Here is a 25,955-nt window from a genome sequence, read left to right on the forward strand (position 1 = left end):
CGATGAGCACCTCGCCCGACCTCCTGCGAGCACCGGTCGCCTTCATCGGCGGCGGCAACATGGCCAGCGCGCTGATCGGCGGGCTGCTGAAGAGCGGTCGCCCGGCCTCGCAGGTTCTGGTCGTCGAACCGTGGGACGAGCAGCGCGCGAAGCTGAAGGCCCAGTTCGGCATCGATGCCGCGGCCGCGGCATCGACGGCGCTGGCGCAGGCCGGCCTCGTGGTCTGGGCCGTGAAGCCGCAGTCCTTCAAGGAGGCGGCGGCGCCCTGTGCCGCCCACGTGGCCGGCGCGGCCCAGCTGAGCGTGATGGCCGGCATCCGCAGCGACGCCATCGTCGCCGCGACCGGCAGCGCGCGCGTCGTGCGTGCGATGCCCAACACCCCGGCGCTGATCGGCCGCGGCATCGCCGGCCTGTACGCGCGGCCCGAGGTCGACGCTGCGCTGCGCACCGCTGTCGAGCATCTGCTTGCACCGACCGGGCAGACCCTGTGGGTCGAGCGCGAGACCGACCTCGATGCCGTCACCGCGCTGTCGGGCTCCGGCCCGGCCTATGTCTTCCTCTTCATCGAGGCCCTGACGGACGCAGCGCGCGAGATGGGCTTGAGCGATGCCCAGGGCCGTGCGCTGGCGCTGGCCACCTTCTCCGGCGCCACGGCCCTGGCCGAGCAGAGCGCCGAGCCGCCGTCGGTGCTGCGCGAGCGCGTCACCTCCAAGGGCGGCACGACCTACGCGGCGCTCGGCTCGATGCAAGCCGCCGGCGTGCGCGAGGCGATCACCAAGGCGGTGCGGGCCGCGCAACGGCGAGCCGCCGAACTGGGCGACGAGTTCGGCGGCTGAGCCGCAGCCCGTCCGGTGGCATGAGCCGCGCTTCCGGCCGGCATGCAAACCCGGCATGAACCCGGTGTGCGCAGGCGCGTCCCGGCGCCTAAAGTCCCGCCAGCCGCCACACCCGCGCGGCCCCCTGTCGAGACGACCCCACAAGGACCCCGCATGAGCTCTGCCACACCGCATTCGACGCGCCCGAAGCAAACCTCCTTCGTCTCCTACGTCAGCCCGACGCCGACCAGCCCCTGGGGCACCTACCTGTCGCAGGTCGACCGCGTGGTGCCCTACCTGGGTCACCTGGGCAAGTGGGCCGAGACGCTCAAGCGCCCCAAGCGCGCGCTGATCGTCGACGTGCCGATCGAGATGGACGACGGCACGGTGCAGCACTACGAGGGCTTCCGCGTGCAGCACAACCTGAGCCGCGGCCCCGGCAAGGGCGGCGTGCGCTACCACCCCGACGTGACGCTCGAAGAGGTGATGGCGCTGAGCGCGTGGATGACGGTCAAGTGCGCCGCGGTCAACCTGCCCTACGGCGGCGCCAAGGGCGGCATCCGCGTCGATCCCAAGCAGCTGTCGATGAAGGAGCTGGAGAAGCTGACGCGCCGCTACACCAGCGAGATCGGCATCATCATCGGCCCGCAGCGCGACATCCCGGCGCCCGACGTCAACACCAACGGCCAGATCATGGCCTGGATGATGGACACCTATTCGATGAACACCGGCGCCACCGCGACCGGCGTCGTCACCGGCAAGCCGATCCACCTGGGCGGCTCGCTGGGCCGCGTCAAGGCCACCGGCCGCGGCGTCTTCGTCACCGGCCGCGAGGCGGCGCGCCGCCTGGGCCTCAAGCTCGACGGCGCGACCGTCGCGGTGCAGGGCTTCGGCAACGTCGGCGGCTCGGCGGCCGAGCTGTTCGCGCAGGCCGGCTCGAAGATCGTCGCCGCGCAGGACCACACCGGCACCATCTTCAACGCCGCGGGCCTGGACCTGGCCGAGCTGATGCCCCACGTGAAGCAGGTCGGCGGCGTCGGCGGCTTCAAGGGCGCCGAGGCGCTGGAGCCCGAGGCCTTCTGGGACGTCAAGTGCGACATCCTGATCCCGGCCGCGCTCGAAGGCGTGATCAGCGCCGCGCGCGCCAAGCGCGTGACGGCGAAGCTGGTGCTCGAAGGCGCCAACGGCCCGACCGTGCCCGAGGCCGACGACATCCTGGCCGAGCGCGGCGTGCTGGTCGTGCCCGACGTGATCTGCAACGCCGGCGGCGTGACCGTCAGCTACTTCGAGTGGGTGCAGGACTTCAGCAGCTTCTTCTGGAGCGAGGACGAGATCAACGTGCGCCTCGACAAGATCATGGTCGACGCGCTGAAGAAGATCTGGGACACCGCCGATCGCCACCAGATCACGCTGCGCACCGCAACCTTCGCGGTGGCCTGCGAGCGCATCCTGATCGCGCGCGAGGAGCGCGGGCTTTATCCATGATCCACCCCCGTTGCGGCGTCTGCCTGGTCCATGCAGTGCGATGCCAGGCGCAGTGCACACGCTCGCATGCATGAACTGAGCGCCGACGAGCTGCTCACGCGCTACCGCCGTGGCGAGCTGTCGCCGGTGGACGTGACACGGGCGGTGCTGGCCCACATCGAACGCTGCGAGCCCGCGCTGCGCGCCACCTGGGCGCTCGACGCCGAAGCCGCGCTCGATGCCGCGCGCACGAGCGAGGCGCGGTGGATGCGCGGCGAGGCGCTGCCCCTCGACGGCGTGCCGGTCACGATCAAGGAGAACATCGCGACCCGCGGCACGCCGGTGCCGCTGGGCACCGCGGCCACCGAGCTGCGCCCCGCCGACGCCGATGCGCCGCCGGCCGCGCGGCTGCGCGAGGCCGGCGCCGTGCTCCTCGCCAAGACCACGATGCCGGACTACGGCATGCTGTCCTCGGGCCTGTCGAGCTTTCACGCGCTGACCCGCAACCCCTGGAACCCGGCCTGCAACCCGGGCGGGTCCAGCGCCGGCGCGGGCGCCGCAGCGGCGGCCGGCTACGGGCCCATCCACCTCGGCACCGACATCGGCGGCTCGATCCGCCTGCCGGCCGGCTGGTGCGGCGTGGTCGGCTTCAAGCCCAGCTTCGGCCGCGTGCCGATCCAGCCGACGACCTTCGGCCGCGTCGCCGGGCCGATGACGCGCACCGCGGCCGACGCCGCGCTGGCGATGGCCGTGCTGTCTGCGCCGGACGCGCGCGACCCGATGAGTCTGCCGCCGCAGCCGCTGCCCTGGCGGCACCTGGAGCGCGACCTGCGCGGCTTGCGGCTGGGCCTGATGCTCGATGCCGGATGGGGTCTCGACCCCGGTGCCTCCGTGCTGAGTGCGGTGCGTGCGGCGGCGCGCGCCTTCGAGTCGGCCGGCGCCGTGGTCGAGACCCTGGCGCCGTTCAGCACCCGCGACATGGCCGAAGGCATCGACCGCTACTTCCGCATCCGCTCGTGGGTGGACCTGCAAGCCCTGCCGCCGGAACGCCGGGCGCGCGTCCTGCCCTTCATCGCCGACTGGGCGGCCGGCGCGCGCGGCCTCGCGGCCGAGGACGGCTACCGCGCCTGGAGCCAGTGGCAGGCGCTGCGCGAAGCGGCGGTGGCAGCCTGCGCGCGCTTCGACTACGTGCTGTCGCCGGTCTGCCCGGTGGCGCACTTTCCCGCCGAATGGGCCGGGCCCACCAACGACCCGGCGCGTTCGCTCGAGCACATCGCCTTCACGCTGCCGGCCAACGTCGGCGAGCAGCCGGCCGTGTCGGTGAACGCCGGCTACGCCGACAACGGCGTGCCGATCGGCCTGCAGATCGTCGGCCGGCGCTTCGACGACTGCGGCGTGCTGCAGCTCGCGCGCGCCTGGGAGCAACTGCGCCCGGCGCAGCGGCCCTGGCCCGCGCCGCCGTTCGCGCCCGCCGGCTGAGTCTCAGGCGCGCCGCGCCAGGTCGATGGCGATGCCGGCGAACACCGCGAAGCCGACCCAGTGGTTGAGCCGGAAGGCCTTGAAGCAGCCCTCACGCGAGCGCCCGCGGATCAGCGTCCAGTGCCAGGCCACCTGCACCGCGGCCGCGGCCAGGCCGATCGCGAACGGTGCGCCCAGGCCGGCGTGCAAGCCCAGCGCGCCCCAGCTCAGCAGGTAGAGCGCGTAGAAGCCCATCACGCCGCTCACGTCGTGCCGGCCCAGCGTGATGGCCGAGGTCTGGATGCCGATCTTGAGGTCGTCGTCGCGGTCGACCATCGCGTACTCGGTGTCGTAGGCCAGCACCCAGAACAGGTTGCCGAGCAGCAGCGCCCAGGCCAGCCAGGGCACGGCGCCCTGCACCGCGGCCCAGGCCATCGGGATGCCGAAGCTGAAGGCCACGCCCAGCACCGCCTGCGGCATCGACACGTAGCGTTTCGCGTACGGATAGGCGATCGCGATCGCCAGCGCAGCGAAGGACCAGGCGATGGTCGGTCCATTGGTGGTCAGCACCAGCGCGAAGGCCGCGAGCGCCAGCCCCGCGCCGAGCGCCAGTGCCTCGCGCACCGACACCCGGCCGGCGGTCACCGGCCGCTGCGCGGTGCGCTGCACATGGCGGTCGAAGTCGCGGTCGGCGACGTCGTTGACGCAGCAGCCGGCGCTGCGCATCAGCACCGTGCCGAGCGTGAACACCGCCAGCAGGTGCCAGCCCGGGAAACCCGCGGCCGCCAGCCACAGCGCCGACAGCGTCGGCCACAGCAACAGCAGCCAGCCGGCCGGGCGGCTCCAGCGGATCAGGTCCAGGTACAGGGCCAGGCGCGACGCGGGAGGGGAGGTCGAGGCGGTCATGGCGCGGCAACTATGCTGCCACGTCGCCGGCGCTGCCCGGCGCCCGACCCGGCCGCACCTGCAGCGGATCCGCGCGCGTTCAGTCTTCCAGCAGGCTGCGCAGCATCCAGGCCGTCTGCTCGTGCACCGTGAGGCGCTGCGTCAGCAGGTCGGCGGTCGGCTCGTCGCTGGCCTTGTCGGCCAGCGGGAAGATGCCGCGCGCGGTGCGCGCGACGGCCTCGTGGCCTTCGACGAGGATGCGCACCATCTCCATCGCCTTCGGCGGCGTGACCGGCGCGTCCTTGATCGAGCTCAGCTTGCCGAACTGCGCGTAGCTGCCGGCGGCGGGGAAGCCCAGCGCGCGGATGCGCTCGGCCACCGGATCGACCGCGTTCCACAGCTCGGTGTACTGGGCCATGAACATCGCGTGCAGCGTGTTGAACATCGGCCCGGTGACGTTCCAGTGGAAGTTGTGGGTCGTCAGGTACAGCGTGTAGGTGTCGGCGAGCAGGGTGTTCAGGCCCTTGGCGATCGCCGCGCGGTCCTTCTCGGTGATGCCGATGTTGATGGCAGGCGTGGCGCTCTTGCTGTTCTTGGCCATGGCGGGCTCCTTCGTGGATCGGAAGCGACGACTTTAGCGAAGGTGCACGAAAGAAAAAGGGGCGGCCTGACGGCCGCCCCGGGTCCGGTCGGGCCGATCAGGCGAGGTCGAAGCGGTCCAGGTTCATCACCTTCGTCCAGGCCGCGACGAAGTCCTTGACGAACTTCTCCTTCGCGTCGGCGCTCGCGTACACCTCGGCCAGCGCGCGCAGCACCGAGTTGGAGCCGAACACCAGGTCGGCGCGCGTGGCGGTCCACTTCGCCTTGCCGGTCTTGCGGTCCTTGCCCTCGTACACGCCGGCGCCCGACTCCTTCCATACCGTGCCCATGTCGAGCAGGTTGACGAAAAAGTCGTTCGTCAGTGCGCCGGTCTTGTCGGTGAACACGCCGTGCCTGCTGCCGCCGCTATTGGCGCCCAGCACGCGCAGGCCACCGACCAGCGCCGTCATCTCGGGCGCGGTCAGCGTCAGCAGCTGGGCCTTGTCGACGAGCAGGTGCTCGGCGGCCGTCGTGACCTTGCGGCTCACGTAGTTGCGGAAGCCGTCGGCCAGCGGTTCCATCACGTCGAAGGACTCGACGTCGGTCTGGTCCTGCGAGGCGTCGACGCGTCCCGGCGCGAACGGCACGGTCACCGTGACCCCCGCGGCCTTGGCGGCCTGCTCGACGCCCACACCGCCGGCCAGCACGATCAGGTCGGCGAGCGAGACCTTGCCCGACGCCTTCTGGATCTCGCCGAGCTTGGCGAGCACCTTGGACAGCTGCGCCGGCTGGTTGACCTCCCACTCCTTCTGCGGCGCGAGGCGCACGCGGGCGCCGTTGGCGCCGCCGCGCTTGTCGCCGCCGCGGAAGGTCGCCGCCGACGCCCAGGCGGTCGACACCAGCTCGGCCACGGAGAGGCCGGAGGCAGCGAGCTTCGCCTTCAGGTCGGCGATGTCGGCGGCGCTGGCCTTGGGCAGCGTGGCCGCGGGCAGCGGGTCCTGCCAGATCAGATCTTCCTTCGGCACTTCCGGGCCGAGGTAGCGGACCTTCGGGCCCATGTCGCGGTGCGTCAGCTTGAACCAGGCGCGCGCGAACGCGTCGGCGAAGGCCTGCGGATCCTTCTGGAACTTGCGCGAGATCTTCTCGAAGCCGGGGTCGAAGCGCAGCGTCAGGTCGGTCGTCAGCATCATCGGCTTGTGCTTCTTGCTCTTGTCGTGCGCATCGGGGATCTCGTCCGGCGCGTTCTTCGCGACCCACTGCTTGGCGCCGGCGGGCGACTGGATCATCTCCCACTCGTACTTGAACAGGTTGTCGAAGTAGTCGGTGCTCCACTTCGCCGGCGTGCGCGTCCACGTGACCTCGAGGCCGCTCGAGATCGTGTCGGCGCCGTGGCCCTTGCCGTGCTTGCTGGTCCAGCCGAATCCCAGTTCCTCGATCGCTGCACCCTCGGGCTCGGCACCCTTGTGCGACTCCTCGGCGGCGCCGTGGCACTTGCCGAAGGTGTGGCCGCCGGCGATCAGCGCGACCGTCTCTTCGTCGTTCATCGCCATGCGGCTGAAGGTGACGCGGATGTCCTTGGCCGCAGCCACCGGGTCGCCGTTGGCGTCCGGGCCCTGCGGGTTGACGTAGATCAGGCCCATGTGGGTGGCGGCCAGCTGCCGGTCGAGCTCGCGATCGCCGGCAAAACGCTTGTCGACGGCCAGCCACTCGGCTTCGGCGCCCCAGTTGACGTCGTTGTCGGGCTCCCAGACATCGGCGCGACCGCCGCCGAAGCCCAGGGTCTTGAAGCCCATGGACTCGAGCGCGACGTTGCCGGTCAGGATCATCAGGTCGGCCCAGCTGATCTTCTGGCCGTACTTCTGCTTGATCGGCCACAGCAGGCGGCGCGACTTGTCGATGTTGACGTTGTCGGGCCAGCTGTTCAGCGGCGCGAAGCGCTGCTGCCCGCGCCCGCCGCCGCCACGACCGTCGGCGGTGCGGTAGGTGCCTGCGGCATGCCAGGCCATGCGGACCATCTGCGGCCCGTAGTGGCCGAAGTCCGCGGGCCACCACTCCTGAGAGTCGGTCATCAGCGCCACGAGATCCTTCTTCAGCGCGGCGTAGTCGAGCTTGCCGAACTCGGCGCCGTAGTCGAAGGCCTCACCCAGCGGATTGGACTTGCTCGAATGCTGATTCAGGAGCTCCAGGCGCAACTGGCTCGGCCACCAGTCCTTGTTCGTGGTGCCGCCGGCGGCGGTGTGGTGGAACGGGCATTTGGCTTCGGTCGACATGGCGGGTCTCCTGATGGCGTTCGAGGGGAAAGCCGGAGGTTAGAGAGTCGGCCGGCGCCCGTCCATAGGAAAGGATTAAGCACGTCGATAGCCGCGGCCGAAGGCGGCCGCGCGGGTCATGACAGGCGGGTGACGCCCGGCAGCTCGCAGGCGTAGATCGCGTTGCGCAGTGCGGCAATCGCCTCGTAGCGGGTGAAGGTGCGGCGCCAGGCCAGCACCACGCGGCGCGTCGGCACCGGCTCGCTGAACTTCACGTACCTCACGTGCGTCTGGGGCTCCTTCGGCACGCTGAGCTGCGGCACGACGGTGAGTCCCATGCCGGACGCGACCATGTGCTTGATGGTCTCGAGCGAGCTGCCCTCGAAACTCTTGCGGATGCCCTCGGCGTCGCTGGAGAAGCGCGCGAACTCCGGGCAGACCTCGAGCACGTGGTCGCGGAAGCAGTGCCCCGTGCCCAGCAGCAGCATGGTCTCCTTCTTCAGCTCCTCGGAGGACACGCTCTTGCGCCTGGCGAGCGCGTGGGTCGCCGGGCAGGCGACGACGAAGGGCTCGTCGTACAGCGGCGCGATCGCCAGCCCGGTGTCGGGGAAGGGCTCGGCCATGATGGCCGCGTCGAGCTCGCCGGTGCGCAGCATCTCGAGCAGCTTGACGGTGAAGTGCTCCTGCAGCATCAGCGGCATCTGCGGAAACATCTCGATCGTGTGCTTCACCAGGTCGGGCAGCAGGTAGGGGCCGATCGTGTAGATGATGCCCAGCCGCAGCGGCCCGGCCAGCGGGTCCTTGCCGCGCTTGGCGATCTCCTTGATCGACTGGGCCTGCTCGATCACCGCCTGCGCCTGGCGCACGATGTCCTCGCCCAGCGGCGTGACCGAGACCTCCGAGCTGCCGCGTTCGAAGATCTTGCAGTCCAGCTCGTCCTCCAGTTTCTTGATCGCGACGGACAGCGTCGGCTGCGAGACGAAGCAGGCCTCGGCCGCACGGCCGAAGTGCCGCTCGCGGGCGACCGCCACGATGTAGCGCAGTTCAGTCAGGGTCATCGTTCCAGTTCCACGTCCGATGAGGATTCTGGCGGCATTTGGGCCGGCTGCCATGTACACCGGGGCTTGCCGCGTGCTACTGTGAAGCACGGATACGCCAGGGAGGGCGGCCTTTGACGGTGTGGCATGCACTGCGGCATTGGGGTCGGCGGGTCGGCGCGACCGTGGCCATGGCGCTGGCCTTCGGCAGCGCCGGGGCGGCCGAGCCGGGCGAACTGCGCTACGGCCTGCTGGCCGACTTCCCGCCCTTCCAGGTCTGGCCCGAAGGCGCCGACCCCGGCGGGGCCGACCTCGAGATGCTGCGTCGCATCGCCCCGGCGCTGGGCAAGCGCATCCGCCCGATCCGCTACACCGACATCCAGGCCCTCGAGCGCGACCTGCGCGACGGCCGCATCGATCTCGCCTCGTCGATGGCCCGCACGCCGGAACGCGAGGCGGTCTACGCCTGGTCGCTGATCTACGCGCTGATCGACCAGGCCGTGATCACGCGCGCCAGCGAGGTCTCGGGCTCGCTCGGGGCCGACCTGGCCGGCCGGCGCCTCGCGGTGGTCGTGGGCTACCCCTCGGAGACGCGTTCGCGCGAGCTCTTCCCGCTGGCGCAGCTGGTGCCGGTGCGCAGCATCGAGGACGGCCTGCGCGCGGTGCAGGAGGACCGGGCCGACGTGCTGATCGAGGCCCAGCCGGTGATCGTCGACCTGATCGAGCGCCAGCGGCTCGCCGGCCTGCGCATCGCGCGCTCGCTGGCCCTGCCGAGCGGCTCGCTGCACTTCGCCGCGCCCCGGGCCCAGGCCGCGCAGCTGGAGTCGCTGTCGGCGGCGCTGGCCGGCATGGACGACGCGACGCGCGAGCACATCGTGCGCAGCTGGAGCGTCGAGCCGCAGTTCGTGCGCCGCGGCGGCACGCTCAGCCTGAGCGAGGCCGAACGCAACCAGCTCGCCGCGCTGCCGCCGCTGAACGTCGCGCTGGTCGGCGCGCGCCTGCCCTTCGCGGCCTTCGACGCCGACGGCCAGCCGCAGGGCCTGTCGGTGGACGTGCTGCGCTCGATGCTGGGCCGCCTGGGCGTGCGCATCGGCCAGTTCCGGTCCGCCACCGCGTCCGAGGCCCTGGGCCTGATGCAGCGCGGCGAGGCCGACCTGGCGCTCGGGCTCCAGCAGGCCACGGCGCTCAGCGACGCGCTGCAGTTCGTCGGGCCCTACATCGAGCATCCTCTGGTACTGCTGGGCCGGCCCGAAGGCAGCGCCTGGGGGCTGGACCAGCTGATCGGCCGCAAGCTGGCGCTGCCGGCCGTGCACTTCGCGCGGCCGCTGATCGGTGCGCGCTACCCGGGCATCGAGCTGGTGGCCTGCGACCCGCTGCCGGCCTGCGTCGACAAGGTGTCGCGCGGCGAGGCCGAGGCGGTGCTGGCCGACGTCGTCACCGCTGCGCTGCTGCTGGCCGAGGCGCCGCGCAGCGACGTGCAGATCACCGGTGCCGTCAGCGGGCTGCGGCAGGAGCAGAGCATCGCCGTCTCGACGCGCCGTGCGGCGCTGCTGCCGCTGATGCAGCGCTCGCTGGACGTCACCATCGCCGACGACCTGCTCGAGGTCAAGCGCCGCTGGCTCGCACGGCCCAGCCCGCAGCGCATCGCCGAGCAGCTGCTGTGGCGCAGCCTGCCGTGGATCGCCGCGACGCTGGCGCTGCTGTTCGCCGCCTGGTGGTGGCACAGCAGCGCGCTGCGTCGCGAAGTGCGGCGCACGCGGACCGCGCAGGCGCGGGCCGAACAGGCGCGCGCGGCGAGCGAGCGCTTCGTGACCTTCCTCGCGCACGAGGTGCGCAACTCGCTGCACTCGGTGATCGCCGGCGCCGAGCTGCTGCGCAGCGCGCGCCAGGTGCCGCCGACGGTGGCCGGCTCGCTCGGCGAGTCGGCGCGATCGACGCTGAGCCTGTTGAACAACCTGCTCGACCGCGACCGGCTCGAGGCCGGCCGCCTGAGCCTGCACCTCGAGCCGGCCCGGCTCGAGCCGCTGTTGCGCAGCGTCGCGGTCGAGATGCTCCCGGCGGCCCTGGCCAAGCAGCTGGCGCTGCAGCACGCGGCACCGGCCTACGATCCGCTGCTGCGCATCGATGCGCTGCGCGTGCAGCAGATCCTGCGCAACCTGGTGGCCAACGCCATCAAGTACAGCGACGCGGGCGAGATCGCCATCGAGGCGCACTGCGAGCCCCTGCCCGGCGAGCCCGCGCGCTGCGCGATCGAGGTGCGCGTGCGCGACCAGGGCCCCGGCATCGCGAAGGACGACCTGGCGCGACTCTTCGAGCCCTACTTCATGGTCGGCGGCGGCACCACCCTCGGCAGCAGCGGGCTGGGCCTGGCGCTGTGCCGCGACCTCGCCCGCCTGATGGGCGGCGAGCTGACGATCCAGAGCGAGCCCGGCCACGGCACCACCGCCGTGCTGACCTGGCAGGCCGAGGTCGAGGATGCCGCGCCCGGCCGCGCCGGCGCGCTGCCGCGCAGCTTCCTGCTGGTCGAGGATGCCGAGGTCTACGCGATGCTGCTGGAGCGCGCGCTCAGCGCCCAGGGGCTGCCGGTCACGGTGGCGGGCTCGCTGGCGCGGGCCAGCGAGCTGCTGGCCCGCGAGCGTTACGACGTCGTGCTGACCGACCTGAACCTCGGCGACGGCGACGCGCACGCGGTGATCGCCGCCGCCGGTGCGCCGCGCGGCGGCGGCGCGCCGCCGGTGGTCGTCGTCATGTCGGCCGAACTCGAGGACCTGCAGGTCCGCGCGCTGCGCGAGGCCGGCGTGCAGGCCGTGCTCAAGAAGACCGGCGACGTCGCGCTCTTCGTGCGCCAGCTGCTGCAGCATCCGGCGCTGCGCCACGTGGGCTGAACGGGCCTCAGGCCGGCAGCAGCGTGCGGAACAGCCGGAAGGTGTTGCGGCCCGCCGACTTGGCCTCGTACATCGCCGCGTCGGCCTGCTCCAGCAGCACGGCCGCGGTGGCGGCGCTGTCGGGATAGACCGCGACGCCGAGGCTGGTGGTCACCAGCAGCTCGTTCGGGCCATCGACCACCGGCTGCGCCATGCGCTGCAGGATCGCGCTGGCGATGGGCTCGATGTCGGCGCTGCCCCGGATGCCGTCGAGCAGGACCACGAACTCGTCGCCGCCCATGCGGGCCACCGTGTCCGAGGGGCGCACCGAGGCGAGCAGCCGCTCGGCGACCGCCTGCAGCAGCCGGTCGCCGGCGGCGTGGCCGAGCGTGTCGTTGATGCGCTTGAAGTGGTCCAGGTCCAGTGCCATGACCGCCACCCGCTCGCCGTTGCGCTGTGCGCGGCGCAAGGCCACGTCGAGCCGGTCCGCCAGCAGCGAGCGGTTGGGCAGCCCGGTCAGTGGGTCGTGATGGGCGAGGTGGCGGATGGTTTCCTCGGCGCGCTTGCGCTCGGTGATGTCGATCGCCAGCGCCAGGTAGCCGGTGATGCGGCCGGCGTCGGCGCGGATCGCCGACACCGTCAGGCCGACCGGGAAGCGCGAGCCGTCCTTGCGCAGGTAGGTCCACTCGCGTTCGTCCGGGGGGCCGAGCCGCGCCTTGGCACCGAGTGCCTGCAGCGGCGTGATCGGCCGGCCGAACTCGGCCGAGAGCTCGGCCGCGCGGGCGGCCAGTTCGGCCGGGTCGTGAAGGCGCTCGGGCGTGGCGGTACCGATCAGCTCGTCGGCGCGGTAGCCCAGCATGTCGAGCGCGGCCGGGTTCACCGAGCGGATCACGCCGGTGGTGTCCACCGCGATGACGCCGAAGCCGGCGCTGTCGAGCATCGCGCGCTTCCACGCCAGGGCCTCGACCAGCTGGAGTTCGGCGGCGCGGCGCTCGCTGATGTCGAGGGCCATCACGTAGAAGCCGGTGACGGCGCCGGCGGCATCGTGCTCGGGAGTGAACTCGCAGAGGACGGTGATGCTGCGGCCCCGCACCTCGAGCGGGCTCTCGAAGCGCTGCGGCGTGCCGGCCAGCGCGGCGCGGACGCGCGGTTGCAGTGCCGCCTGCACCGCGGGCCCAAGCAGGTCGCCGATCGAGCGGCCGACGATCTCCTGCACCGGGATGCCGAAGCTGCGCTCGTACTGTGCGCTGCAGAAGCGGTAGCGCTGATCGCGGTCGACGAAGGCCACCATGGCCGGCAGCCGCTCGGTCAGCGCGCGCAGCTTGCGCTCTTTCTCCTGCAGCTCGTCGTTGCGGCTGGCCAATGCTTGCGTCATGGCGTTGAAGTCGCGTGCCAGGTCCCCGAACTCGTCCTGGGCCTGGTCATCGCAGCGCGCCGACAGGTCACCCGCATGCACGAGTTGCGTGCCGGCCTGCAGCAGGCGCAAGGGACGCAGCACACGGCGCTCGATCAGGAACGCCAGCCCTGCCAGCACCAGCATCACCGCGATCGCCGACGCGCGCACCAGCGAGCGCCGCTGCTGCTCGCTGTTGCGGCGTTGCGCCGCCAGTTCCTCGGCCACCTGGTGCACGCCGTCGGCGATGCTCTGGGTGCCGACCAGCAGGTGGTCGGCCAGCATCTCGCGCTGCGCCAGTGCCAGCGGCGTGGGGCCGGCCGCGGCCGTGGCCTCGAGCTTGGCGAAGAGATCGCGCAGGCCGGCGTGGGTCGCGCGCAGCGCCTGCAGCGTCTGCAGGGCCGACGCGGGCAGGCCGTCGCCGTCCTGCAGCGCCTGCGCCAGCGAGGCATGGCGGGTGTGCCATTGGCGCGCTGCGCGGGGGCTCTCGTGCAGCAGGTAGTCCTGGCTGAGCGCCAGCAGCGCCGAGGCCTCGCGCGCTGCGGTTTGGGCCTCGGTCTGCGCCGCATCCAGCCGGTCGGCCTCCTGCGCGGTCCGCACGCCCACGACGAAGGCGCCCGCGCACAGGACCAGCGCCGACGCCGCGGTCGCGATGAGCAGCAGGCGGATGCGCACGGCCGCGCCTACTTCACCAGTGTGACCGCGCGGGGATCGAGCGACCGTAAGGGCCCCGGGTGCACGTAGTCGAGGTAGTCGGGGGCGCGCGCGCCGTCGACGAGGCCTTGGCGGCGGGCCCAGCGCGCCTGCGCCTCGAGGGCGCTCAGCAGCGACTGGTCGAGCGTCAGCTCGAAGCGGTAGTCGACCCAGATCGCGTCGAGCATCGCCGTGTCGGTGCCGAGCCAGTCCGCGGCCAGCGCACGGGCGCGGGCCGGCTCCTCGCGCATCATCCGCGCGGCACGCTGCATCGCGCGCAGCAGCTTCTTCAGGTCGGCGTCGCTGACCGCGCCCTTCTTGGCGACCAGGTTGAAGTGGATGTTGAAGAGCTTGGGGGTGGGCAGGAACACGGCCTGGTCGCCCAGCCGCCGGCGCGCCTGATAGCCCATGGGCTCGTAGGAACCGACCGCGTCGACCTCGCCGCGGGCCAGCAGGACGACCTGGTTGGCCGGGTCCAGCGGCACCAGCGTCACCTGCGAGGGCTCGATGCCGTGATACAGCAGGTAGCTGTCGGTGAAGTAGTGGCCCGAGGTGCCTTTGACGACGCCGATGCGCTTGCCCTTCAGGTCGGCCGGCGTGCGGATGCCGCGGTCGGCCCGCGCGACGACCTTGTTCTCGCTGGCCGAGGTGGCAACGGCCGCGACGATCGCGAAGTCGCTGCGCGCAAAGCTCGCCAGCACGATCGGCGCGTCGGCCACGGTGGCGAGCTCGGCTTCGCCTTCCAGCAGGTGCTGCAGGCAGCGCCTGCCGTTGACGCAGCGGATGACGTCCAGCGTCAGGCCTTCGGCGGCGAAGTAGCCTTGCACCTTTGCCAGCTGCACCGGCGTGAAGCCCGGCCCGGCGGCGATCGCCAGCGTCAGAGCCGATGCCGGCGCGACCAGGGCGCCCAGGCCGACGCCGGCCAGCAGCGCCCACGAACGGCGCCGCACCGACCGCTGCAGCGCGGCCCAGTCGGACAAGGAACCCACTGCCATCTCTTGAGGCTTGTTCCAGCCACGCCGCCCAACCGGCGTGCAGTCACCCGACGTTATCGCTATCGCGGCCAGAACTGGCTTGCGACTTACCCGATCTGGACACCCGAGTTCGGCCGATGGCGGCTGCAGGCCCGGTCTCAGGCCTTCAGGTACTCGGCGCGGCTGCCGAGCCAGCGCTCGATCTGCGCCGACGCGGCCTGCGGGTGCGAGGCCAGCAGTCGCGGCGCCAGCTGCCGCGCCTGGTCCAGCAGGGCGGCATCCTCGGTCAGGTCGGCAAAGCGCAGCAGCGCCGCGCCGCTCTGGCGCGCGCCCATGAACTCGCCCGGGCCGCGGATCTCGAGATCGCGCCGGGCGATCTCGAAGCCGTCGTTGGTCTCGGCCATGGCCTTGAGCCGGGCCTTGCCGGTGTCGGACAGCGGCGGCGAGTAGAGCAGCACGCAGACGCTCGCCACCGCGCCGCGGCCGACGCGGCCGCGCAGCTGGTGCAGCTGGCTCAGGCCGAAGCGCTCGGCATGCTCGATCACCATCAGGCTGGCATTGGGCACGTCGACGCCGACCTCGATCACCGTGGTGCTGACCAGCACCGCCATCCTTGGGCCCCCCGGTGCGCCGCCCTGCGGCGCACCGCCCCCCGCGGAGGACGAGGACGCTCGGGAGCGGCCCGTCGCGTCCTCGGGCCCGCCGGTGAACAGCGACATCACCGCGGCCTTCTCGGCCGCCGGCATGCGGCCGTGCAGCAGGCCGACCAGCGTGCCGGGCAGGGTCTCGCTCAGCTGGGCGTGGGTCGCGGTCGCGTTCTGCAGGTCCAGCGTTTCGGACTCCTCGATCAGCGGGCAGACCCAGTAGATCTGGCGACCCTGCGCGACCTCGGCCTGGATGCGGGCAATGACCGAATCGCGCTTGCCGTCGGCGAAGACCTTGGTGACGACCGGCGTGCGCCCCGGCGGCAGCTCGTCGATGGTGCTGACGTCGAGGTCGGCGTAGTAGCTCATCGCCAGCGTGCGCGGGATCGGCGTGGCCGACATCATCAGCAGGTGGGGCTCGACACCGGCCGAGTCGAGCTTGCGCTTGAGCTGCAGCCGCTGCGCGACGCCGAAGCGGTGCTGCTCGTCGACGATCGCGAGGCCGAGCTTCGCGAACGCCACGTCGTCCTGGATCACCGCGTGCGTGCCGACCACCAGCCCGGCCTCGCCCGAGGCCACGCGCGCCAGCATCTGCGCGCGGCCCTTGCCCCTGCGGCTGCCGGTCAGCCAGGCCACCGTGATGCCCAGCGGCTCCAGCCACTGCACCAGCTTGCGGAAGTGCTGCTCGGCCAGGATCTCGGTCGGCGCCATCAGTGCGCACTGCCAGCCGGCGTCGATGGCCACCGCGGCAGCGAGCGCCGCCACCACGGTCTTGCCCGAGCCGACGTCGCCCTGCAGCAGGCGGTGCATGGGTTGCGGCCTCGCCAGGTCGCGCGCGATCTCCTCGGCGACGCGCTGCTGCGCCGCCGTCAGCTGGAACGGCAGCGCCGCCAGCAGGCGCTCGTGCCGCCCGCCGGGCAGGGCCTGCAGCGCCGGGGCGCGCAGCGCCGCGCGTTCGCGCTGGGCCTGGGCCTGCGACAGTTGCTGCGCCAGCAGCTCCTCGAACTTCAGGCGCTGCCAGGCGGGGTGGCTGCGGTCTTCCAGCGTCGCCATCGGCACGCGCGGTGCCGGGTGGTGCAGGAAGGTCAGCGCGTCCTTCAAGGTCGGCAGGCCCGGCGGCACGATGCCGGGCGGCAGCAGTTCGGCCAGCGGTGCGCGCAGCAGCGCCGAGGCCACGGCCTTGCGCAGGTAGGCCTGCGGCAGCTGGGCGCTGGACGGATAGACCGGCGTCAGCGCCTCGGCGAGCGGCGTGTCGGCGCTGACCGCCTTGACGGCCGGATGCACCATCTCGCGCCCGAGGAAGCCGCCGCGCAGCTCGCCGCGCACGCGCACGCGCGTGCCGACCGCCAGCGCCTTCTGCTGCGACGGGTAGAAGTGCAGGAAGCGCAGCACCAGCTCGTCGCTGCCGTCGTCGACGCGCACGACCAGCTGGCGGCGCGGCCGGAAGTCGACGCGGCTGTCGCTCACCACGCCCTCGACCTGCACCGCGTCGCCTTCGCGCGCGTCGGCGATGCGGGTGAGGCGCGTCTCGTCCTCGTAGCGCAGCGGCAGGTGCAGGGCGAGGTCGATGTCGCGCAGCAGGCCGAGCTTCTCGAGGGCGCGCTGCGGGGCGGACCGGGCGGGGCGGCCGTCACCGGGCCGCTGCGGTGCCGTGGCGGATTGCTCGCTGGCCTTGGACACGGGCGCCATCCACTCATTCTGCCGTCCGCGGGCCGCTAGGATCGCGCGGCGGCGCTGGCGTCGCGCAGACTCAATCAACCAGAGGGAGACTTTTCCATGTCCGTTGCGGACCCCACCCCACGTCGCGCCTGCAGCGCCTCTTCACCGTCGTCGTGCTGGCCACGCTGACGGCCCTGGCCAGCGGCTGTGCCAGCGGCTACGTCGACACCGCGACCAGGGAAGTCGATGCCGCGCAGTTCCGCAAGCCGGCCCAGCCGCAGGCGGCGCAACTGCTGTTCGAGTTCCAGACCAAGGGGGCCTTGAACACGCGCGCGACCGACTTCCTGAAGGCCCAGGTGACGGAACAGATCAAGACCAGCGGCCTGTTCTCGCAGGTCGACGAGAAGCCCGTCGCCGGTGGGGCGCTGCTGAGCGTGACGCTGAACAACGTGCCGCTGACCGACGATGCGTTCACCAAGGGTTTCGTCACCGGGCTGACCTTCGGCCTGGCCGGCTCGCAGGTCTCGGACGGGTATGTCTGCACGGTCAAGTACGCCGGCCCCGGCCAGCCCGAAGCGCTCGTCAAGACGGCACGGCACGCGATCCACACGACCGTCGGAGCGAGCAGCGCACCGGCCAACGGCGTCAAGGCGGACAGCATCGAAGCGGCCGTGCGGACGATGACGCGGCAGGTGGTCAGCACCACCCTGGACGAGCTGTCGCGCGATGAGCGCTTCCGCTGACACGCGCCCGGCGGGCCGCGGCGTCGCGGCCGCGGCCCTGCTGGGGCTGACGCTGCTCGCGGGCGGTTGTGCACAGATGCCGCTCGGCGCCCCGGTGGCCAGCCTCGAGAACATCCAGCGCGCCCGGGTCGTCGCGCTGCAGCCGCTGGCGCTGGGCAGCTTCGGCCCGGCCGCCGACCAGGAGCGCGCGCTCGTCGACCACTCGCTGCGCGGGTCGAGCATCGTGCCGCCGCAGGGGTCGTTCGCGGCCTATCTGCGCCAGACGCTGGAGACCGAACTGGCCGCGGCCGGTCTGCTGGACCCCGCCTCGACGACCGTCGTCAGCGCCACGCTCCTGGCGAGCCGGGTCGACGCGGCGGTCGGCGAAGGCCGCGGCATGCTCGCGGCGCGCTTCGTGCACACCCGCGACGGGCGCACGCGCTACGACCGCGAACTGCAGGCCGAGGGGCGCTGGCCCTCGTCCTTCGTCGGCGTCGAGGCGCTCCCGGCGGCGTTCAACGGCTACGCGCTGCTGCATCGCGAGCTCGTCGGGCGACTGCTGGCCGACCCGGATTTCCGCCAGGCCGCAGCGCGCTGAAGACCACCGACAGGCTCGCCATGATCGCTCCCCGCCACACCCTCGCCGATTTCGACTTCGCCCTCCCGCCCGAACTGATCGCCCAGCAACCGGCCGCCGAGCGCAGCGGCTCGCGGTTGCTCGACGGCCGCGGCGAGCTGGCGGTCGACCGCGGCTTCCGCGAGCTGCCGTCGCTGCTGGCGCCGGGCGATCTGCTGGTCTTCAACGACACCCGCGTCATCAAGGCGCGTCTGTTCGGCGTCAAGGCGAGCGGCGGCGCGGTCGAGGCCCTGGTCGAGCGCGTGCTGCCCGGCGGCCACGAGGTCTGGGCCCACCTGCGCGCCAGCAAGTCGCCCAGGGTCGGCAGCACGATCCGCTTCGGCACGCCGGCCGAGTCCTTCAATGCCGAGGTGCTGGGCCGCTGCGGCCCGGAGGGCGTGCTGTACCACCTGCGGCTGCCCGAGGACCCGTTCGCGCTGCTGGCGCGCCATGGCCATGTGCCGCTGCCGCCCTACATCCGGCATGCCGATGGCGCCGACGACGAGCGCCGCTACCAGACGGTGTTCGCGCGCGCGCCCGGTGCGGTCGCCGCCCCGACCGCGGCGCTGCACTTCGACCAGGCCGTGCTGTCGGCGCTGTCGGCGCGCGGCGTCGGCAGCGCGAGCATCACGCTGCACGTCGGCGCAGGCACTTTCCAGCCGGTGCGTGTGGAGAACCTGGCCGACCACCGCATGCACAGCGAATGGTTCGAGGTGCCGGCGGCGACGGTCGCGGCCATCGGGCGCACCCGCGAGGCCGGCGGCCGCGTCGTCGCGGTCGGCACGACGACGCTGCGGGCGCTGGAGTCGGCGGCACGGGGCGGGACGCTCGAGGCCGGCGCGCGCGAGACCGACATCTTCATCACGCCCGGCTTCGACTTCCGCGTGGTCGACGTGCTGCTGACCAACTTCCACCTGCCGAAGAGCACGCTGCTGATGCTGGTCAGCGCCTTCACCGGGCACGAACGCATGCGTGCGCTGTACACGCACGCGGTGCGCGAGCGCTACCGCTTCTTCAGCTACGGCGACGCCATGCTGCTGGCGCGCGCGGCCGGTGCCTGAGCGCGCTCACGACTTCGACGGCGGCTGCAGCGTCATCACCGACACCAGCCAGCCCAGCAGCGCCACCGGGTAGAGCACGCCGATCAGCGCCTCCAGCATCGCCAGCGAGCGTGCGGCGGCGTGCGCCGGCGTGATGTCGCCGTAGCCCAGCGAGGTGAGGGTGACGAAGGAGTAGTAGCCGAGCTGGGTGACGATGTCGCTGTAGGCGGCCGGTTGGCCGAGGATCAGGTAGGCGCCGTCGAAGTGCATCGCGACCAGCCGGTGCAGCTGCGCGAAGGTCAGGCCGATCAGCAGGAAGGCCGCGACCGCGCCGAGCACGCGGTGCACGTTGATGCGCCCGGCCGCCAGCGTGTAGGCCAGCGTCAGCCAGCACAGCACGCCCAGGTTGGCGGCGGCGAAGCCGGCGTCGGCGGTGCGCAGCAGCGCGTCGGGCAGCCAGACGTTGGCGATGCGCAGTGCCGCGGTGACGAAGGCGGTGACGATGAACAGCCGGCCCGGCAGCGTGTGGTCGGCCAGGATCCACACGCCGAGCGCCAGGCCACCGACGAACACGGCGTCGGCCACGTGGCGGTTGAAGATCCCCAGCTCGACCAGCGCCGGCACCAGCACGACCTCGGCCAGCAGCAGCAGGGTCAGCGCGGTGAGACTGCGGTCGGTGACGGCCTGGCGGGTCAGGCGGGCCCAGAGGCGTTGCAGCGGCATGAGGACCCGAGGATACGGGCCGCAGGCTTCATTCGCAGCGTCTCAGGTGTCCGTCCACATCCTCAGCAGGTTGTGATACGTCCCGGTCAGGGCGACGATGGTCTCGGTGTCGCCGTGCGTTTCGCGCAGCGCGAGGATCTGCATGTCCAGCTCGTAGAGCAGCCGGCGCTGGTCGTCGCGCCGCACCATGCTCTCGAGCCAGAAGAAGCTGGCGAGCCGCGCGCCGCGGGTGACCGGCTCGACGCGATGCACGCTGCTCGACGGGTACAGCACCAGGTCGCCGGCCGGCAGCTTGACGCGCGGGCGATCGAGGGCTGGCTCGGGCGACTCGATCACCAGCTCGCCGCCGTCGTAGCTGTCCGGCTCGGTCAGGAACAGCGTGCAGGAGATGTCGGTGCGCACCCGCTTGCCGCGCATCTCGCCGAAGCGCGCCAGGCGCACGGCGTTGTCGACGTGGTTGCCGAAGGCGTTGGTCGCGCCCGCGTAGCGGTTGAACAGCGGCGGGAAGATCTTCTTCGGCAGCGCGGCGGTGAAGAACAGCAGGTTGGCCGCCAGCGCGTCCATCACGATCTGCTGCAGCTGCAGCGTGAGCGGATGGTCCTCGGGCAGCTGCTCGTTGTTCTTCACCTGCGCCGACTGCGTGCCCGCGGTGACGCGACCATCGCCCCAGGGTGCCGACGCGAGCAGCGACCGCGTCTTCGCGAGCGCTTCGGCGTCGAGCACCTGGGGGATGTGCAGCAGCATGGCGAACGAGTCTACGGCCGGCGTCAGAACTTGAAGATGCCCGTCATCAGGAACACCCGCCCCGGGCCGGGGATGTAGTGGCCCGACGTGTACAGCGACTCGGCATAGAGCTTGTCGGTCACGTTGTTGAGGTTGAACTTGAAGGCGAGCTGGTCGTTGGCCTTGAACTCGGCCATCAGGTCGCCGGTCACATAGTGCGGCGCCTCGAAGCCCGGGTTGCGGTTGGGCTGCATGCCGGAGCGGGCGTTCAGGCCACCGCCGACGCGCCAGGCCTGCGTCACCTGGTAGGTGCTCCAGATCGTGCCGGAGTGGCGCGGCGTCAGCGACGGCCGGCTGCCCTGGCGCTCGGAGTCGACCGGGCTCGCGGCCACGTCGATGCTCGCCGACGGGATCCACATGTAGGAGCCGTACACCTCCCAGTTCGGCGTCAGGCGGCCGGTCAGGTCGAGCTCGAGCCCGGAGGCATGCCGCTTGCCCGACAGCGTCACGACGTTGGTGAGCAGCGGATCGGTGTTGCGCTCGTGCAGCTTGGTGGTGCGGAAGATCGCCGCGCGCGCGGTGAAGTTTCGGTCGGCCGACTCGACGCGCGCGCCCAGTTCGGCGTTGATCGACTGCTCGGGCGGGATGTTGACGTTGGCGTTCGACAGCGAGTAGGCATCGCCCGAGGTGTTGAACGACGTCGCCCCCGACAGGTGGAAGGACAGGCGATCGTTGGGCTGGAACAGGATCGCCGCGCGCCGGCTCACCTCGCTGACCGTCATGCGGTAGCTGGTGCGCGTCTCGGGGCCGGGCGCGGCGTTCGGGATCGCGATGGTGTCGTAGTCGCCGGTCAGGTAGTCGTAGCGCAGGCCGGCCAGCAGCTTCCAGTTCGGCAGGAACTCGATCATGTCCTGCACGTACACGCCGCCGGCGCGGCTCGTGTACTCGCTGGTCAGGCGCAGCACGCGCAGGGATTCGTCGATCGTGGCGCCGTCGTCCGGCGTGCCGACGGTGGTGGTGGGCTTGGCCGGTACCACGCCGCCCTGGGCCGCGTTGCGTGCACCGTAGACCTGCTTCTTCTCCTGGGCCACGTCGACACCGGCCTGCAGCTGATGCTGCATGCCGAACCACTTGAAGTAGCCGGTGTAGTCGCTCTGCGCGTGCACCGTGTCCATGTCCTGGATCTTGAGCTGCGTGCCGCGCGTGAGCACGGTGTTCGGCCCGAAGGTCTCGAGGCTCACCGGCACGCCGCCGGGTTGCTGGGCCGCCGCGGCGAAACGCACGGTGCCGGCGCGCTGGTCGCGCGTGTAGTCCCCCTTGCGCAGCTTGGTGACGAGCTCGCCGCCGCCGGCCAGGCGCCAGGTGTGCGACAGCGTCAGGATGCCGGCTGTGCCCGCGTTGCGGTCGCTGGCCATGCCGTAGTAGGCCGTGGGCGAGATCGGCAGCAGCGTGCTCGTGCTCACCGGCGAGGTCGGCGTCGGCCGGATCCACGGCATGCCGTAGTTCATGCCGTTGTCGTTGTCGAGGTAGTACAGCGTCGCGGCGAACTCGTGGCGCTCGCCGATGCCGGTGCGCCAGGCGGCGGCGACGCCGCGCTTGTCGATCGAGCTGCCGGCGCCGTTGTTGTCGGCCGCGTTGATCATGGTGCCGAAGCGCACCGCGCTCGACTCGCCGAGACGGACGTTGAAGTCGCCCACGGCGCGGGCGTAGCCGTGGCTGCCGACGGTCACGTCGACCTGGTTCTGCGTCAGCAGATAGGGCGACTTGGTGACCTGGTTCACCGCGCCGCCGGTCGAGCCGCGGCCGAACAGCAGGCTGGCCGAGCCGCGCAGCAGCTCCAGCCGGTCGAGGAAGAAGGTGTCGCGGTCGTAGAAGGCCGGGTCGCGCATGCCGTCGATGAAGACGTCGCCGGCGGCCTGCAGCGAGAAGCCGCGCAGGCGGATGTCCTCTTCGCCGCCTTCGGCCGCGAGGAAGCTGATGCCCGCGGTGCTGCGCAGCGCCTCCTTGACGGTGTCGAGACGACGGTCGTCCATCAGGCGCTCGGTGACGACGGTGACCGACTGCGGCACGTCGCGCAGTTCCTGGTCGCCCTTGCCGATGCGGGTGCGCTTGACCTGGTAGTCGTCCTTGCCCTGGCGCTCGATCTCGGCGGTGGCCTTGACCGTCGGCAGCATCGGCGAGGCGGGCGCGGCCGCGGCCGGCGCCGAGGCGGCGGGGGTCGGCGCCGCCGGCGCGCTGCCTTGGGCCAGTGCGGCCTGCGCCAGGCCGAAGCCGGCCGCCAGTGCGCCCAGCGGGGCGAGGGTGAAGCGCCGCGGCGGCGCAGGGTTGTACGAGTTCATGCCAGCTCCAGGAGGTTGTCGTTGGATGTGCGGGCCGGTCCGTGGCTGGCATCGGGAAAGCCGTCGCGATCGTGTCGCGGCGGCCGCTGCGCGCGGGGCGCAGCGCTGGCGGGGGACTTCCGGCGGGTCGGGGAAAGCGGAAAGTGGGTGTGGCGGGCCTCAGGGCGTGGGTTCGCTGACGAAGCCGATCTTGTGGAGGCCGGCCTTCGACGCGTCCGACAGCGTCTCGGCCACGAAGCGGTAGGCCACCGACTGGTCGGCGCGCAGGTGGATCTCGGGCTGCGGCTGGCGCTTGCCTTCGTCGGCGAAGCGGCGCGCCGCGTCCTCGCGCGCGATCGCCTCGCCGTTCCAGTAGCGCAGGCCGGCGGCGTCGATCGCGAACTCGATCTTGTCGGGCTTGAGCTCGTTGACCTGGCTGCTGGCCTTGGGCAGGTCGAGCTTGACGGCGTGCGTCAGCAGCGGCGCGGTGACGATGAAGATCACCAGCAGCACCAGCATCACGTCGATCAGCGGCACCATGTTGATGTCGGCCATCGGGCCGGACGAGGTCTTGCGGTCGAAGCTGGCGAAGGCCATGGTGCGGCTCCGCTCAGGCGACGACCGGCTTGGCCGAAGGCAGCGGACGCACGTTGTCGGCCTTGGCGGCCTCGGCCAGCGGCGTACCCATGGCCAGGAAGGTCAGCAGCTCGAAGGCAAAGGCGTCGAGCTTGGCATTCAGCACGCGGTTGCTGCGGGTGAAGGCGTTGTAGGCCATCACCGCCGGGATCGCGACCGCGAGGCCGATGCCGGTCATGATCAGCGCCTCGCCGACCGGCCCGGCGACCTTGTCGAGCGTGCCGCTGCCGCTCATGCCGATGGCGACCAGCGCGTGGTAGACGCCCCAGACCGTGCCGAACAGGCCGACGAAGGGGGCGGTCGCGCCGATGGTGGCCAGCCAGGTCAGGCCGTTCTCCAGCCGCGTGGTCTCTTCGTCGAGCACCTTCTTGATGGTGCGCGTGACGAAGTCCTGCGCGCTGCCGGCCTCGGCCAGCTTGGCGGCGCCGTACTTCGCGTGGTGCACCTGCGCGTTGATCGCGTGCGCGGTCAGGTGCGCGAAGGGCTCGTGCACGCCGTGGGTGGTGATCTCGGCGCTGACCTCGTCCAGCGAGCGCGCGTTCCAGAAGAAGCCGAGGAACTTCTCGCTGCGCTGCTTGCGCACCACCTGCGTCAGGCCCTTGACGGCGATCAGCACCCAGGAGATCAGCGACATCAGCAGCAGGATCGCCAGCAGCGACTTGCCGACCACGTCGGCCTGGGCGATGAAGTGGGCGAAGCCCAGCGAGGATTGAACGTCGGACATGACCTACCTTTGGAGTTCGAAGACCAGGGGCATCACCACCCAGAACGGCTGCGGCACGCCGTTCTCGGTGTAGGGCTTGAAGCGGGTGGCGCGCACCGTGGCGAGGGCAGCGTCGTCCAGGCGCTGGAAGCCGGTCGACTTGATCATCTGCATCTGGCGCGGCATGCCTTCGGCGTCGACCAGGATGCGCACCTGGGCATCGCCCGACTCGCCGAAGCGCTTGGACGTGGCGGGGTAGGTCAGCACCGGCGGCGTCAGGTAGGTGACCTGGGTGATCGCGACGGTCTTGGGCTGCGGGGCGGGGGCCGGCGGTGCCGGCGGAGCGGGCGGCGGCTCGATCGCGACGATCGGCGCCGGCGGTTCCACCGGCGGCGGAGGGGCCTCGAAGATCACCGGAGCCGGCGACGGTGCGGCCGTCACCAGCGCCACCGGCGGCGGCTTTTTGAGTTGCGGCGGGGCCGGCGGCGGCGGGGGCGGCACCGGGGGGACGGGCGGGGCCGGCGGCGCGATCAGGTCGACCATCAGCGGCGCCACCTCGCCGACCGCCTGGCGGACGGCTTCGATCTGCAGCAGGCCCCAGGCGCCGACCAGATGGGCGGCGACCACGCCGGCGACGGCACCGCGCCGCGCGGCCGGGCTCAGCCCGTCGGACCGGCCGACCGGCAGAGGCGGCGGCGCGGCGACGAGGGCAGACCGGGGAAGCTTGGGCGAGGCGGCGGACATGGACAGGGCAGACGACGTCAGGCGAGGCACGCAGGGAGGAGCGGCAGTGTAACTTAATAATAAGAATGATTCGCATTGGTGTTTCCCTGGCGAAGTCGTGTCGGGCGGGCTGCTCCGGACCCGCTGAGACAATCCGCCGATGCTTCGCTTCGATCTGCTGGCCACCGAAGGCTTGGCGCGCCGCGGCCGCCTGACGCTGAACCACGGCGTCGTCGAGACGCCCGTCTTCATGCCGGTCGGCACCTATGGCACGGTCAAGGGCGTGATGCCGCGCGACCTCGAGGCGATGGGCGCGCAGATCGTTCTGGGCAACACCTTCCACCTCTGGTTGCGACCCGGGCTGGACGTGCTGAAGACGTTCGGCGGCCTGCACCGCTTCGAGAACTGGCCGCGGCCCATCCTCACCGACAGCGGCGGGTTCCAGGTCTGGTCGCTCGGCGGCAGCGACGGCAAGGGTCGCCGCATCAGCGAGGAGGGCGTGAAGTTCGCGTCACCCGTCAACGGCGACAAGCTGCTGCTGACGCCCGAGGTCTCGATGCAGATCCAGACGGTGCTGAACAGCGACATCGTCATGCAGTTCGACGAGTGCACGCCCTACGAGACCGCCGGCCAGCTGACCACCGAGCGCGAGGCCCGCGCGTCGATGGAACTGAGCCTGCGCTGGGCCGCGCGCTGCCGCGACGAGTTCGCGCGGCTCGAGAACCCGAACGCGCTGTTCGGCATCGTGCAGGGCGGCATGTTCGAGTCGCTGCGCGCGGAGTCGCTCGCGGCGCTGGCGGCGATGGACCTGCCGGGCTACGCGATCGGCGGTGTCAGCGTCGGCGAGCCCAAGGACGAGATGCGGCGCATCGTCGCGCACACGCCGCAGCGCCTGCCGGCCCACAAGCCGCGCTACCTGATGGGCGTGGGCACGCCCGAGGACCTGGTCGATGGCGTCGCGAACGGCGTCGACATGTTCGACTGCGTGATGCCGACGCGCAATGCGCGCAACGGCCACCTGTTCACCCGCTTCGGCG

The 25,955-nt window shown here is 71.7% G+C and carries 21 protein-coding genes; 8 read left to right on the forward strand and 13 right to left on the reverse strand.

All coding sequences use genetic code 11. The features are described from left to right. Nucleotides 1-2 precede the first annotated feature (2 nt). The 3 genes from proC (at nucleotide 3) to QZV97_RS07290 (ending at nucleotide 3,758) form a co-directional block, all read left to right on the forward strand. Complete coding sequence (gene proC / locus QZV97_RS07280) at nucleotides 3-836, forward strand: pyrroline-5-carboxylate reductase (protein WP_295640656.1); 834 nt, start codon at nucleotides 3-5, stop codon at nucleotides 834-836. Between the two features lie 153 nt (nucleotides 837-989). Beyond that, entirely contained in the window at nucleotides 990-2,300 is a 1,311-nt protein-coding gene (locus QZV97_RS07285; RefSeq protein ID WP_295640658.1) for a Glu/Leu/Phe/Val dehydrogenase, read from the forward strand. Between the two features lie 66 nt (nucleotides 2,301-2,366). Continuing rightward, nucleotides 2,367-3,758 carry an amidase gene (locus QZV97_RS07290; RefSeq protein ID WP_295640660.1) on the forward strand — a complete coding sequence of 464 codons (1,392 nt, stop codon included), beginning with the start codon at nucleotides 2,367-2,369 and terminating at the stop codon, nucleotides 3,756-3,758. 3 nt (nucleotides 3,759-3,761) lie between these two features. Here the strand turns inward: QZV97_RS07290 and ubiA are convergent, their stop codons facing one another. The 4 genes from ubiA to QZV97_RS07310 form a co-directional block, all read right to left on the reverse strand. Continuing rightward, nucleotides 3,762-4,643: a 4-hydroxybenzoate octaprenyltransferase gene (gene ubiA / locus QZV97_RS07295; RefSeq protein ID WP_295640661.1), complete on the reverse strand. Its 882-nt coding sequence runs from the start codon at nucleotides 4,641-4,643 to the stop codon at nucleotides 3,762-3,764. Between the two features lie 79 nt (nucleotides 4,644-4,722). After that, nucleotides 4,723-5,223, reverse strand: a complete 501-nt coding sequence (locus QZV97_RS07300; RefSeq protein ID WP_295640663.1) for a Dps family protein — start codon at nucleotides 5,221-5,223, stop codon at nucleotides 4,723-4,725. A gap of 97 nt (nucleotides 5,224-5,320) precedes the next feature. Further along, entirely contained in the window at nucleotides 5,321-7,471 is a 2,151-nt protein-coding gene (gene katG, locus QZV97_RS07305) for a catalase/peroxidase HPI (protein WP_295640665.1), read from the reverse strand. Between the two features lie 116 nt (nucleotides 7,472-7,587). Further along, nucleotides 7,588-8,508, reverse strand: a complete 921-nt coding sequence (locus QZV97_RS07310) for a LysR substrate-binding domain-containing protein (protein ID WP_295640666.1) — start codon at nucleotides 8,506-8,508, stop codon at nucleotides 7,588-7,590. A 170-nt stretch (nucleotides 8,509-8,678) separates the two neighbouring features. Here QZV97_RS07310 and QZV97_RS07315 point away from each other — a divergent pair, with 170 nt between their 5' ends. Further along, nucleotides 8,679-11,372 carry a transporter substrate-binding domain-containing protein gene (locus QZV97_RS07315; protein WP_295640667.1) on the forward strand — a complete coding sequence of 898 codons (2,694 nt, stop codon included), beginning with the start codon at nucleotides 8,679-8,681 and terminating at the stop codon, nucleotides 11,370-11,372. Nucleotides 11,373-11,379: 7 nt separating this feature from the next. Here the strand turns inward: QZV97_RS07315 and QZV97_RS07320 are convergent, their stop codons facing one another. The 3 genes from QZV97_RS07320 to QZV97_RS07330 all read right to left on the reverse strand — a co-directional run bounded on the left by QZV97_RS07320 (nucleotide 11,380) and on the right by QZV97_RS07330 (nucleotide 16,744). After that, nucleotides 11,380-13,419 carry a diguanylate cyclase gene (locus QZV97_RS07320; protein ID WP_295640668.1) on the reverse strand — a complete coding sequence of 680 codons (2,040 nt, stop codon included), beginning with the start codon at nucleotides 13,417-13,419 and terminating at the stop codon, nucleotides 11,380-11,382. An 8-nt stretch (nucleotides 13,420-13,427) separates the two neighbouring features. Further along, nucleotides 13,428-14,432, reverse strand: coding sequence for an ABC transporter substrate-binding protein (locus QZV97_RS07325; protein ID WP_295640670.1), 1,005 nt, complete (start codon nucleotides 14,430-14,432; stop codon nucleotides 13,428-13,430). A gap of 137 nt (nucleotides 14,433-14,569) precedes the next feature. Further along, nucleotides 14,570-16,744 carry an ATP-dependent DNA helicase RecG gene (locus QZV97_RS07330; RefSeq protein WP_295640672.1) on the reverse strand — a complete coding sequence of 725 codons (2,175 nt, stop codon included), beginning with the start codon at nucleotides 16,742-16,744 and terminating at the stop codon, nucleotides 14,570-14,572. A 143-nt stretch (nucleotides 16,745-16,887) separates the two neighbouring features. On the opposite strand from QZV97_RS07330, the gene QZV97_RS07335 reads away from it, so the two are divergent. From QZV97_RS07335 to queA, 3 genes are read left to right on the forward strand one after another with little or no spacing between them, the layout of a single operon-like run. Then, nucleotides 16,888-17,457, forward strand: coding sequence for a hypothetical protein (locus QZV97_RS07335; RefSeq protein WP_295640674.1), 570 nt, complete (start codon nucleotides 16,888-16,890; stop codon nucleotides 17,455-17,457). Beyond that, nucleotides 17,441-18,034, forward strand: a complete 594-nt coding sequence (locus tag QZV97_RS07340) for a hypothetical protein (protein WP_295640676.1) — start codon at nucleotides 17,441-17,443, stop codon at nucleotides 18,032-18,034. The genes QZV97_RS07335 and QZV97_RS07340 overlap by 17 nt, the downstream gene beginning before the upstream one ends. A gap of 20 nt (nucleotides 18,035-18,054) precedes the next feature. Beyond that, nucleotides 18,055-19,113, forward strand: coding sequence for a tRNA preQ1(34) S-adenosylmethionine ribosyltransferase-isomerase QueA (queA, locus tag QZV97_RS07345; RefSeq protein WP_295640678.1), 1,059 nt, complete (start codon nucleotides 18,055-18,057; stop codon nucleotides 19,111-19,113). 6 nt (nucleotides 19,114-19,119) lie between these two features. Here queA and QZV97_RS07350 read toward each other — a convergent pair whose 3' ends face one another. From QZV97_RS07350 to QZV97_RS07375, 6 genes are all read right to left on the reverse strand, one after another. Further along, the gene (locus QZV97_RS07350; RefSeq protein ID WP_295640680.1) at nucleotides 19,120-19,815 is read right to left on the reverse strand and encodes a potassium channel family protein; all 696 of its coding nucleotides are present in this window, start codon (nucleotides 19,813-19,815) and stop codon (nucleotides 19,120-19,122) included. 42 nt (nucleotides 19,816-19,857) lie between these two features. Continuing rightward, nucleotides 19,858-20,559, reverse strand: a complete 702-nt coding sequence (locus QZV97_RS07355) for a Fe2+-dependent dioxygenase (RefSeq protein ID WP_295640682.1) — start codon at nucleotides 20,557-20,559, stop codon at nucleotides 19,858-19,860. A 23-nt stretch (nucleotides 20,560-20,582) separates the two neighbouring features. Beyond that, nucleotides 20,583-22,877 carry a TonB-dependent siderophore receptor gene (locus tag QZV97_RS07360; RefSeq protein WP_295640684.1) on the reverse strand — a complete coding sequence of 765 codons (2,295 nt, stop codon included), beginning with the start codon at nucleotides 22,875-22,877 and terminating at the stop codon, nucleotides 20,583-20,585. Between the two features lie 159 nt (nucleotides 22,878-23,036). Beyond that, nucleotides 23,037-23,453: a biopolymer transporter ExbD gene (locus QZV97_RS07365; RefSeq protein ID WP_295640686.1), complete on the reverse strand. Its 417-nt coding sequence runs from the start codon at nucleotides 23,451-23,453 to the stop codon at nucleotides 23,037-23,039. A 13-nt stretch (nucleotides 23,454-23,466) separates the two neighbouring features. Then, entirely contained in the window at nucleotides 23,467-24,216 is a 750-nt protein-coding gene (locus QZV97_RS07370; RefSeq protein ID WP_295640688.1) for a MotA/TolQ/ExbB proton channel family protein, read from the reverse strand. A gap of 3 nt (nucleotides 24,217-24,219) precedes the next feature. Continuing rightward, entirely contained in the window at nucleotides 24,220-24,939 is a 720-nt protein-coding gene (locus QZV97_RS07375; RefSeq protein WP_295640690.1) for an energy transducer TonB, read from the reverse strand. A 139-nt stretch (nucleotides 24,940-25,078) separates the two neighbouring features. On the opposite strand from QZV97_RS07375, the gene tgt reads away from it, so the two are divergent. Then, on the forward strand, nucleotides 25,079-25,955 hold an 877-nt coding region (gene tgt / locus QZV97_RS07380; RefSeq protein ID WP_295640692.1), incomplete at its 3' end, for a tRNA guanosine(34) transglycosylase Tgt.

Origin of the sequence: uncultured Methylibium sp. (genome assembly GCF_902826655.1) — a bacterium.
Classification (GTDB): Bacteria; Pseudomonadota; Gammaproteobacteria; order Burkholderiales; family Burkholderiaceae_C; genus Methylibium.

Coding starts and splice junctions, on each gene's coding strand:
- QZV97_RS07370 (WP_295640688.1), bottom strand. CDS start 24,216: ATGTCCGACGTTCAATCCTCGCTGGGCTTCGCCCACTTCATCGCCCAG.
- QZV97_RS07350 (WP_295640680.1), bottom strand. CDS start 19,815: ATGCCGCTGCAACGCCTCTGGGCCCGCCTGACCCGCCAGGCCGTCACC.
- QZV97_RS07365 (WP_295640686.1), bottom strand. CDS start 23,453: ATGGCCTTCGCCAGCTTCGACCGCAAGACCTCGTCCGGCCCGATGGCC.
- QZV97_RS07325 (WP_295640670.1), bottom strand. CDS start 14,432: ATGGCAGTGGGTTCCTTGTCCGACTGGGCCGCGCTGCAGCGGTCGGTG.
- QZV97_RS07300 (WP_295640663.1), bottom strand. CDS start 5,223: ATGGCCAAGAACAGCAAGAGCGCCACGCCTGCCATCAACATCGGCATC.
- QZV97_RS07315 (WP_295640667.1), top strand. CDS start 8,679: ATGGCGCTGGCCTTCGGCAGCGCCGGGGCGGCCGAGCCGGGCGAACTG.
- proC (WP_295640656.1), top strand. CDS start 3: ATGAGCACCTCGCCCGACCTCCTGCGAGCACCGGTCGCCTTCATCGGC.
- QZV97_RS07310 (WP_295640666.1), bottom strand. CDS start 8,508: ATGACCCTGACTGAACTGCGCTACATCGTGGCGGTCGCCCGCGAGCGG.
- QZV97_RS07285 (WP_295640658.1), top strand. CDS start 990: ATGAGCTCTGCCACACCGCATTCGACGCGCCCGAAGCAAACCTCCTTC.
- QZV97_RS07375 (WP_295640690.1), bottom strand. CDS start 24,939: ATGTCCGCCGCCTCGCCCAAGCTTCCCCGGTCTGCCCTCGTCGCCGCG.
- QZV97_RS07360 (WP_295640684.1), bottom strand. CDS start 22,877: ATGAACTCGTACAACCCTGCGCCGCCGCGGCGCTTCACCCTCGCCCCG.
- queA (WP_295640678.1), top strand. CDS start 18,055: ATGATCGCTCCCCGCCACACCCTCGCCGATTTCGACTTCGCCCTCCCG.
- ubiA (WP_295640661.1), bottom strand. CDS start 4,643: ATGACCGCCTCGACCTCCCCTCCCGCGTCGCGCCTGGCCCTGTACCTG.
- QZV97_RS07330 (WP_295640672.1), bottom strand. CDS start 16,744: ATGGCGCCCGTGTCCAAGGCCAGCGAGCAATCCGCCACGGCACCGCAG.
- QZV97_RS07290 (WP_295640660.1), top strand. CDS start 2,367: ATGCATGAACTGAGCGCCGACGAGCTGCTCACGCGCTACCGCCGTGGC.
- katG (WP_295640665.1), bottom strand. CDS start 7,471: ATGTCGACCGAAGCCAAATGCCCGTTCCACCACACCGCCGCCGGCGGC.
- QZV97_RS07355 (WP_295640682.1), bottom strand. CDS start 20,559: ATGCTGCTGCACATCCCCCAGGTGCTCGACGCCGAAGCGCTCGCGAAG.
- QZV97_RS07340 (WP_295640676.1), top strand. CDS start 17,441: ATGAGCGCTTCCGCTGACACGCGCCCGGCGGGCCGCGGCGTCGCGGCC.